The following is an 8,220-nucleotide window of genomic DNA, read 5'->3' as shown; positions in this document are numbered from 1 at the left end:
GGCAGGTTGTTCACGAGTGAGTCGGTGACTGAGGGTCACCCGGACAAGATTTGTGACGCGATTAGCGACACGATTTTGGATGCGATGTTGGCGCAGGACCCGCGGTCGCGGGTTGCGGTGGAGTCGTTGGTGACGACTGGCCAGGTGCATGTGGCTGGTGAGGTGACCACGGCGGCGAACATCGATACGACGGCGTTGGTGCGTCAGGCTGTGTTGGATATCGGGTATGACTCGTCGGAGAAGGGCTTTGATGGCGCTTCGTGTGGGGTGAGTGTCTCGATTGGTGCGCAGTCGCCGGATATTGCGCAGGGTGTGGACACGGCGTATGAGTCGCGTCTGGAGAACGCTCTGGATGATTTGGACAAGCAGGGTGCTGGTGATCAGGGGTTGATGTTCGGGTATGCCTGCTCGGACACGCCGGAGTTGATGCCGTTGCCGATTGCGTTGGCGCACAGGTTGTCGTTGCGGCTCTCGCAGGTGCGCAAGAACGGCACGGTGCCGTATCTGCGTGCGGATGGTAAGACGCAGGTGACGATCGAGTACGACAAGGACAAGCCGGTTCGGTTGGACACGGTGGTGCTGTCGTCGCAGCATGCTGAGGGGATCGATCTGGACAAGCAGCTGGCTGCGGATGTGCAGAAGCATGTGATTGATCCGGAGATCGAGGATCTGGGTCTGCAGGCGGAGAATCCGAACATTTTGATCAATCCGACGGGCCGGTTCGTGGTCGGTGGTCCGATGGGTGATGCGGGTCTGACGGGTCGGAAGATCATTGTCGACACGTATGGCGGGATGGCGCGTCATGGTGGTGGCGCGTTCTCGGGTAAGGACCCGTCGAAGGTGGACCGGTCGGCTGCGTATGCGACGCGGTGGGTGGCCAAGAACGTGGTGGCTGCTGGGTTGGCTGATCGGGCCGAGGTGCAGGTCGCGTATGCGATCGGTAAGGCGGCTCCGGTGGGGTTGTTCGTGGAGACGTTCGGGACGGAGAAGATCGCGCCGGAGAAGATCCAGGCGGCGATCAATGAGGTGTTCGATCTGCGTCCGGCCGCGATCATCCGTGATCTGGATCTGCTGCGGCCGATCTACGCGCAGACCGCGGCGTATGGTCACTTCGGCCGTCCGGATGCGAACCTGCCGTGGGAGAACACCAACCGCATCGACGACCTGCTCCGCAGCGTGGGCTGATCCTGCCCGCAGCGCTTCTCGACGATCGTGGCCGCCCGGGAATCCCGGGCGGCCACGTTGCTGTGTGTAGTTCTTTTCGGGGTGAACGCGCCGACACGCCGCGGCCCTGCCGCTCGTACGGGTGAGAGGGTGCCTTACGCTACGGAACTTGTGGTGAGCACGCAGGGAGCACAGGACACGGCGTCCGGAGCCTCGGGCGCGACGCCGCAGCCTGCGCGCGGAACCCGGTACATCAGCTGGGACGCCATCCGTGTCCTCGGCATCGTCGCGGTCCTGGCGTTCCACGCCACGTTCCTCACCCCGCACACGCTGCCCGGGTACGACCTGCCGCCCGGACCGCTGCAGATGGACTTCCCGTTCGGCGCCTCGCTGCTGATCGTCATCTCCGGCTACTTCGCCGCGATGACCGTCGGCAGGAAACCGCCGCTGCGGTGGTGGCTGCGCCGCCTCGCCCGGCTCCTGCCCGCCTTCTTCGTCGCGGTGCTCGTCATCTTCGTGGCGAGTCTCGCGCTGCATCCGGAGGGCTTCTACCGGCCGTCCTACACCGACCTCGTCGGCAACCTCGCACTGTTGCCGAACCTGCTCGACGGCGTCGAGTACATCGACCGCGCTCACTGGACCGTCCCGATCCAGGTGTGCGGCTTCACCGCGATCGCGCTGCTGGCCTGGAAGGGCCGCGTGCGCGGGCGGGCCGCGACGGCGGTGCTGTGGGGCGTGCTGCTGTTTCCGCTCGCCCTGCGGTACCTGTTCATGGGACCCGGCACGGTTCCGCCGGAGTGGGTCAGCGTGCTCATGGACGGCACCGGACTGGCCCGCGCGCACCTGCTGATCGCCGGGGTCGCGATCTTCCGGTGGTCCAAGCAGCGCATGACGTTCACCCAGCTGTTGCTGATGCTGGTGGTCGTGCTCGTCGCCCACACCAAGCACCCACCTCCCGGGGACTCCGTCACGGCCTTCGCGGTGGCGCTGGTGCTGATCTGCGTGGCCGCCTACCAGCCCGTGTGGGACGCGCCGGTGCTGACGAACTTCGCCAGGCCGATCCGCTGGCTGGGCGGCATCTCGTACGGCGTGTACCTGATGCACTACGTCATGGGTTCGCTCGTCGCCCGCCATCTCGCCGACCTGGGCGTGCCGTGGTACGGCTGGATCCCGGCGTACGTGGCGGTCGCCGTGCTGCTGGGCTGGGCACTGACCCGGTGGGTCGAACAGCCCGCGTTCACCCTGCTGAACCGCGGTATCGACGCGCTGCCGTCCCGGTCCGCGAAGGACTCGGCGGCAGCGCGCACCGGAGGGTGAACACCCCTCTGGTAGAGAAGACGGCGTGAGCGGCCCTGAACCGACCCCGCTGTGGGAGCTGGACGACCTGCCCGCACCGAAACCGGGCGGGGCGACGAGCTCCGGCGCGTCCGGAAGCGCGGCCGCGGACGGCGCGGGGCGCACCACCGGCACGACTGAAGTCGGCACGAGTGGCGGTGGCCAGGGACAGCCGGGCACCGAGGGACGCGGCAGTGCCCAGGGGCGTGGCAAGGGACGCGGCAGCAGCAAGGGACGCGGCAGCACCAAAGGACGTAAGCGGCCCGCCGACCGCGATCCCATCGCCCGTGTCGCCGTCGACGTGCCGCTGCCACATCTGGACCGCACGTTCGACTACCAGGTGCCCGCGGAACTCGACGGGCGAGCCGTCGCGGGCTGCCGCGTGCGTGTGCGGTTCGCGGGCCAGCTGGTCGACGGCTTCGTCGTCGAACGCGCCGCGACGACCGAGCACCGCGGGAGACTCGCCTTTCTCGAACGGGTCGTCTCCAGCGAAGTGGTCCTGACCCCACAACTCGCCGCCCTCTGCCGCGCCGTCGCCGACCGCTACGGCGGCACCTTCATGGACGTCGCCCGGCTGGCCATCCCGCCCCGTCACGCCGCAGCCGAGGCGGAGGTCACCGGCGACGCAGCCGGCAACGCGGGCCGTGGGACACCGCAGGGTGCCCGGGAGACAGGGCAGGCGGACACGGGGCACGAGCACACAGGGCCCGAGGACACGGGCACGGAGGATGCGGGGCCCGAGGACACGGGCACGGAGGATGCGGGGCCCGAGGACACGGGCACGGAGGATGCGGTATCGGCGGGGCCGGATGCCGGGCAGGCGGTGCCGGACTACGCGGGCGGGCCCGGTGACGTGGCGGCCGGCGGGCCCGACGCGACCGCACCCGACAGCCCGCCACCCGACAGCCCGCCACCCGACACGTCGGCGTGGGAGCGGTACCAGTGGGGACCGTCGTACGTCGGCGCGTTGGCCGCGGGACGGGTCGCCAACGCGGTGTGGCAGGCCCTGCCGGGCGAGGACTGGCCCCGGCGGCTCGCCGAGCTGGCCGCCACCGTGGCCGCGGCGGGCCGGGGCGCGGTGCTCGTCGTGCCGGATCACCGTGACGTGACGCGGCTGGCGGCCGCGTGCGCCGAGCTGGCAGGCCCGGCCGCGGTGACGGCGCTGTCGGCCGATCTCGGGCCCGCCGAACGGTATCGCCGGTGGCTGGCGGTGAAACGCGGCACGGTGCGCATCGTCGTCGGCACGCGGGCCAGCATGTTCGCCCCCGTGTCCGACCCCGCCCTGTACGTGGTGTGGGACGACGGTGACGACCTGCACGCCGATCCGCACATGCCGTATCCGCAGGTGCGGGACGTGCTCATGGTGCGTGCCCACACCGATGGCGCGTCGCTGCTGGTGGGCGGGTTCGCCCGGACGGCGGAGGCGCAGCTGCTGCTCGAATCCGGCTGGGCGCAGCCGCTCGTGGCCCCGCGGCAGCAGCTGCGCTCGCGGGCGCCGCGGGTGACGCCGACCGGTGAGGACTTCGACGTCGCGCGGGACGAGGCGGCGCATGCGGCCCGGTTGCCCGCGGTGGCGTTCGAGGCCGCGCGCGCGGGACTGAAGGCGGGGGCACCGGTGCTGGTGCAGGTTCCCCGCCGCGGCTACGTGCCCGGCCTGGCGTGCGCGCACTGCCGTGCTCGGGCGCGGTGTCGGCACTGTGCCGGGCCGCTGGCGCTGCCCGGTGGCGGGGAAGCGGGATCGCCCCGTTGCCGGTGGTGCGGGGTGACCGATGCGGCGTTCCGCTGCGGGGCGTGCGGGTCGGTACGGCTGCGCGCGGTCGTCATCGGGTCGAAACGGACGGCCGAGGAGCTGGGCCGGGCGTTCGCGGGTGCGCCGGTGCGGACGTCCGGCGGCGGCGAGGTGCTGGACCGGGTGGCAGCGGCGCCGGCCATCGTCGTCTCGACGCCCGGCGCCGAACCGGTCGCCGACGGCGGCTACGGTGCGGCGCTGCTGCTCGACGGCTGGGCACTGCTGGGCAGGCAGGACCTGCGGGCCTCGGAGGAGGCGCTGCGCCGTTGGATGGCCGCGGCCGCACTGGTGCGCCCCGCCGCGGCGGGTGGGCGCGTGGTCGTCGGCGCAGCGGCAGGCCTGCCCGTGGTGCAGGCGCTCGTACGGTGGGATCCCGGCTGGCTCGCGGAGTCGGAACTGGCCGAACGGCGAGAACTCGGCTTCCCGCCCGCGGTGCGCATGGCGAGCCTCGAGGCGTCCCCGGACGTCCTCGCGGCGGCGCTCGACGAGCTCCACCCGCCCGAGAGCGCGGAGATCCTCGGCCCGGTGCCGCTCGGCGAGGTCGACGAGGACGGCAGCGCCGAGCGTGAGCGGGCGCTGGTGCGGGTGCCGCGCGGCGACGGGCGCGCGCTCGCGGCCGCCGTGCACACGCTCAATGCCGTGCGGGGTGCCCGCAAGGAGCAGGAGCCGGTGCGGATCCGGCTCGACCCCCTGGACCTCATCTGACGCGTGGGCGGCGCTCTAGACTGACGAGGATGATCGCACCGCTGACCCGTGCGGGCTGCCGATGAGGCTCGTCTTCGCCGGCACACCGGAACCGGCCGTCCCCACGCTCCGCGCACTGCTCGCCTCGCAGCACGACGTCGTCGGCGTCGTCACCCGCCCGGACGCACCCGCGGGCCGGGGCCGCAAGCTCGTCCGCTCGCCCGTCGGCGCGCTCGCCGACGAGCACGGCATCGAGGTGCTCACCCCCGCCCGTGCGGACGATCCGCAGTTCCTGTCGCGGCTCGGCGAACTCGCCCCCGACGCCTGCCCGGTGGTGGCCTACGGCGCGCTGCTGAAGCAGGAGGCACTCGACATCCCCGCCCACGGCTGGGTGAACCTGCACTTCTCGCTGCTGCCCGCGTGGCGCGGCGCCGCCCCGGTGCAGGCCGCCATCGGTGCGGGCGACGACTACACGGGGGCGTCGACGTTCCGGATCGTTCCCGAACTCGACGCCGGTCCCGTGTTCGGCGTCGTGACCGAGCGCATCGGCGCCACCGACACCGCGGGCGCACTGCTCGGCAGACTCGCGGATTCGGGCGCGGAACTGATGGTGTCCACGATGGACGGCCTCGCGGACGGCACCGTCACCGCCGTGCCGCAGCCCGCTGACGGCGTGAGCTACGCGCCCAAGGTCACCGTCGATGACGCACGCGTGCGGTTCGACCGGCCCGCGCTCGCGGTCGATCGGCACATCCGCGCGGTGACGCCGGAACCCGGTGCGTGGGCGGAGTTCCGCGACGCGCGGTGCAAACTCGGGCCGGTGCTGCCGCTCGCCGCCGACTCCGGCGCGCCCGAACTGGCCCCGGGGCAACTGCTGGTGGAGCGCAAGCGCGTACTGGCAGGCACGGCCACCGCACCCGTCGAACTGGGCGAGGTGCAGGCACAGGGCAAGAAACGTATGGCGGCGACCGACTGGGCTCGCGGCACGAGAATTGAGCACGGGGAGCGCCTCACATGAGCGACGACACCACCGGTCACACCGGAAACGGCGACCAGGGCGGCACCGGCGGCGACAACCGCGGCGGCAGCGGCGGTGACGGAGCCGGCGGTGGTCGCGGTGACCACGGCGGGCGGGGCGGCAGCGGGCGTCGCGGCGGCAAGCCCGGCGGCCAGGGCGGCCGGAACGGCGGCCAAGGTGGCCACGGGGGCCAGGACGGCCGCGGAGGACGGAGCCGCAGTGGCAGGCCCCAGGACGACCGGCAGCGCAGGCAGGGCGGTCGGCCCGACCGCGGCAGGCGTCCCGCGCCGCGCAAGGAGGGCCCGCGCAAACCGCCGGTCGACGATCCGGCACGGCGGGTGGCGTTCGACGTGTTGCGCGCGGTCAGCGAACGCGACGCCTACGCCAACCTGATCCTGCCGGAGCTGCTGCGGCAGCGGCGCGTGTCCGGCCGCGACGCCGCGCTGGCGACCGAACTGACGTACGGCACCGCGCGTGCCGCCGGACTGCTCGACGAGATCATCGCGTCCTGTGTGGATCGCCCGCTGTCCGACGTGGACGGCGCCGTGCTCGACGGGCTGCGGCTCGGCGCGTATCAGCTGTTGCGGACTCGGATCCCGCCGCACGCGGCGGTCGACTCCGCCGTCGAGCTCGTGCGCGACGTCGCCGGTTCGCACGTCGCCGGATTCGTCAACGCTGTCCTGCGCAAGGTGTCCGATCAGGACGAACAGGCGTGGGTCGACGGGCTGGCACCCGACGTCGAGACGGACCGGATCGGCCATCTCGCGATGCGCACCGCCCATCCGCGGTGGATCGCGCGCGCGTTCGCCGAGGCGCTCGGCGACACGGGGGACGAACTGGAAGCGGCGCTGCGGGCCGACGACGCCCGCCCCGAGGTCCATCTGCTCGCGCGGCCGGGCGAGATCAGCGCCGACGAACTGGCGGCCATCACCGGTGGCGACGTCGCGCCGTACTCGCCGTACGGCGTGCACCTGCCCGCGGGCAGCGGCGACCTGGCCGCCTCGGAACCCCTGAAGGAGCACCTGGCGGCCGTCCAGGACGAGGGCAGTCAGCTGGTCACGCTCGCCGCGGTGGGCGCGCCCGTCGACGGGTCCGATGCGCGCTGGCTCGACCTGTGTGCCGGGCCCGGAGGCAAGGCGACCCTGCTCGGCTGCCTGGCCGCGACCGCGGAACACGAGGTGGCCGTCGACGCCGTCGAGGTCGCAGACCACCGCGCGCGGCTCATCGAACATGCCGTCGACGGCCTGCCCGTCACGGTGCACCGGGCCGACGGTCGCGATCCGGAGCTGGAGGGCGGCTACGACCGGGTGCTCGTCGACGCACCGTGCAGCGGGCTCGGCGCGCTGCGACGGCGCCCGGAATCGCGGTGGCGCAGGCAGCAGAGCGACGTCGCGGACCTGACGAAACTGCAGGCCGAACTCCTCGAATCGGCGTTCCGGCTGGTGCGGCCCGGCGGGATCGTGGCCTACGTGGTGTGTTCCCCGCACCTGGCCGAAACGGAGGGTGCGTTCACCACCGCCGTCCGGCGGGCCGGTGCCGAGCCCGTCGACGCGCGGGAGTTCTTCCCCGGCGTGCCGCAACTCGGCGACGGTCCGACGGTGCAGCTGTGGCCGCACCGGCACGGCATCGACGCCATGTTCTGCGGCCTCGCCCGCGCCACGTGACGGCGCCACCGGGACACGTGGCGGGCGATCCGCAGGGTACGGAACCCGGCTGCCTGGGCCTCGTCGCGTCGGCGTGCGGTGGGGTGGAGACCCGGCTGGCCGCCGAACTGGCCGAACCCGCGGCCGAGCGGGGCTGGCGGCTGGCGATCACGCTGACGCCGACCGCGGCGTCGTGGTTCTGCGACCGGCAACTCGCCCGGCTGCAGGCCACCACGGACCTCGACGTCCGGTGGACCCCGCGGCTGCCCGACCGGCCGCGCCCCCATCCGGATCCCGCGGCGTTCGTCGTCGCCCCGGCGAGCGCGGGCTCGGTGGCGAAGCTCGCGCTCGGACTGGCGGACAATCAGGCGCTGACCGTACTCGGGGACGCCGTCGGCGTGGTGCCGATGATCGTCGGCTACCGGGTGCAGCCCACCCGGCCCGCCCATCCGGCCTGGCAGGGGCATCTCGACGCGCTCGCCGGCGCCGGAGCGCACGTGACCGATCTCGGCGGCGCACCGTGGACACGCCTGCTGGACCGGCTGCCCGCCGGACCGGCTGCCCGGTGACCGCGCCCGCTGCCGAAC

Annotated in this window: 6 protein-coding genes; all 6 read left to right on the top strand. The window is 72.7% G+C overall.

What is annotated here, in order from left to right:
* Positions 1-1,185, top strand: a 1,185-nt coding sequence (gene metK, locus LY12_RS08995; protein ID WP_253854751.1) for a methionine adenosyltransferase, incomplete at its 5' end; no start/stop codon positions are given.
* Between the two features lie 150 nt (positions 1,186-1,335).
* Entirely contained in the window at positions 1,336-2,481 is a 1,146-nt protein-coding gene (locus LY12_RS08990) for an acyltransferase family protein (RefSeq protein ID WP_372493469.1), read from the top strand.
* A 25-nt stretch (positions 2,482-2,506) separates the two neighbouring features.
* The gene (locus tag LY12_RS08985) at positions 2,507-4,993 is read left to right on the top strand and encodes a primosomal protein N' (protein ID WP_372493468.1); all 2,487 of its coding nucleotides are present in this window, start codon (positions 2,507-2,509) and stop codon (positions 4,991-4,993) included.
* Positions 4,994-5,054: 61 nt separating this feature from the next.
* Positions 5,055-5,990 carry a methionyl-tRNA formyltransferase gene (gene fmt, locus LY12_RS08980; RefSeq protein ID WP_253854748.1) on the top strand — a complete coding sequence of 312 codons (936 nt, stop codon included), beginning with the start codon at positions 5,055-5,057 and terminating at the stop codon, positions 5,988-5,990.
* Positions 5,987-7,654, top strand: a complete 1,668-nt coding sequence (locus LY12_RS08975) for an RsmB/NOP family class I SAM-dependent RNA methyltransferase (RefSeq protein WP_253854747.1) — start codon at positions 5,987-5,989, stop codon at positions 7,652-7,654. Before fmt ends, LY12_RS08975 begins: the two co-directional genes overlap by 4 nt.
* Positions 7,651-8,202, top strand: coding sequence for an HFCD family protein (locus LY12_RS08970; protein ID WP_253854746.1), 552 nt, complete (start codon positions 7,651-7,653; stop codon positions 8,200-8,202). The genes LY12_RS08975 and LY12_RS08970 overlap by 4 nt, the downstream gene beginning before the upstream one ends.
* The last annotated feature ends 18 nt before the right edge of the window (positions 8,203-8,220 follow it).

The organism is Prauserella alba, assembly GCF_024171735.1.
Classification (GTDB): Bacteria; Actinomycetota; Actinomycetes; order Mycobacteriales; family Pseudonocardiaceae; genus Prauserella; species Prauserella alba.
This window is presented reverse-complemented; position numbering and strand designations above follow the sequence as displayed.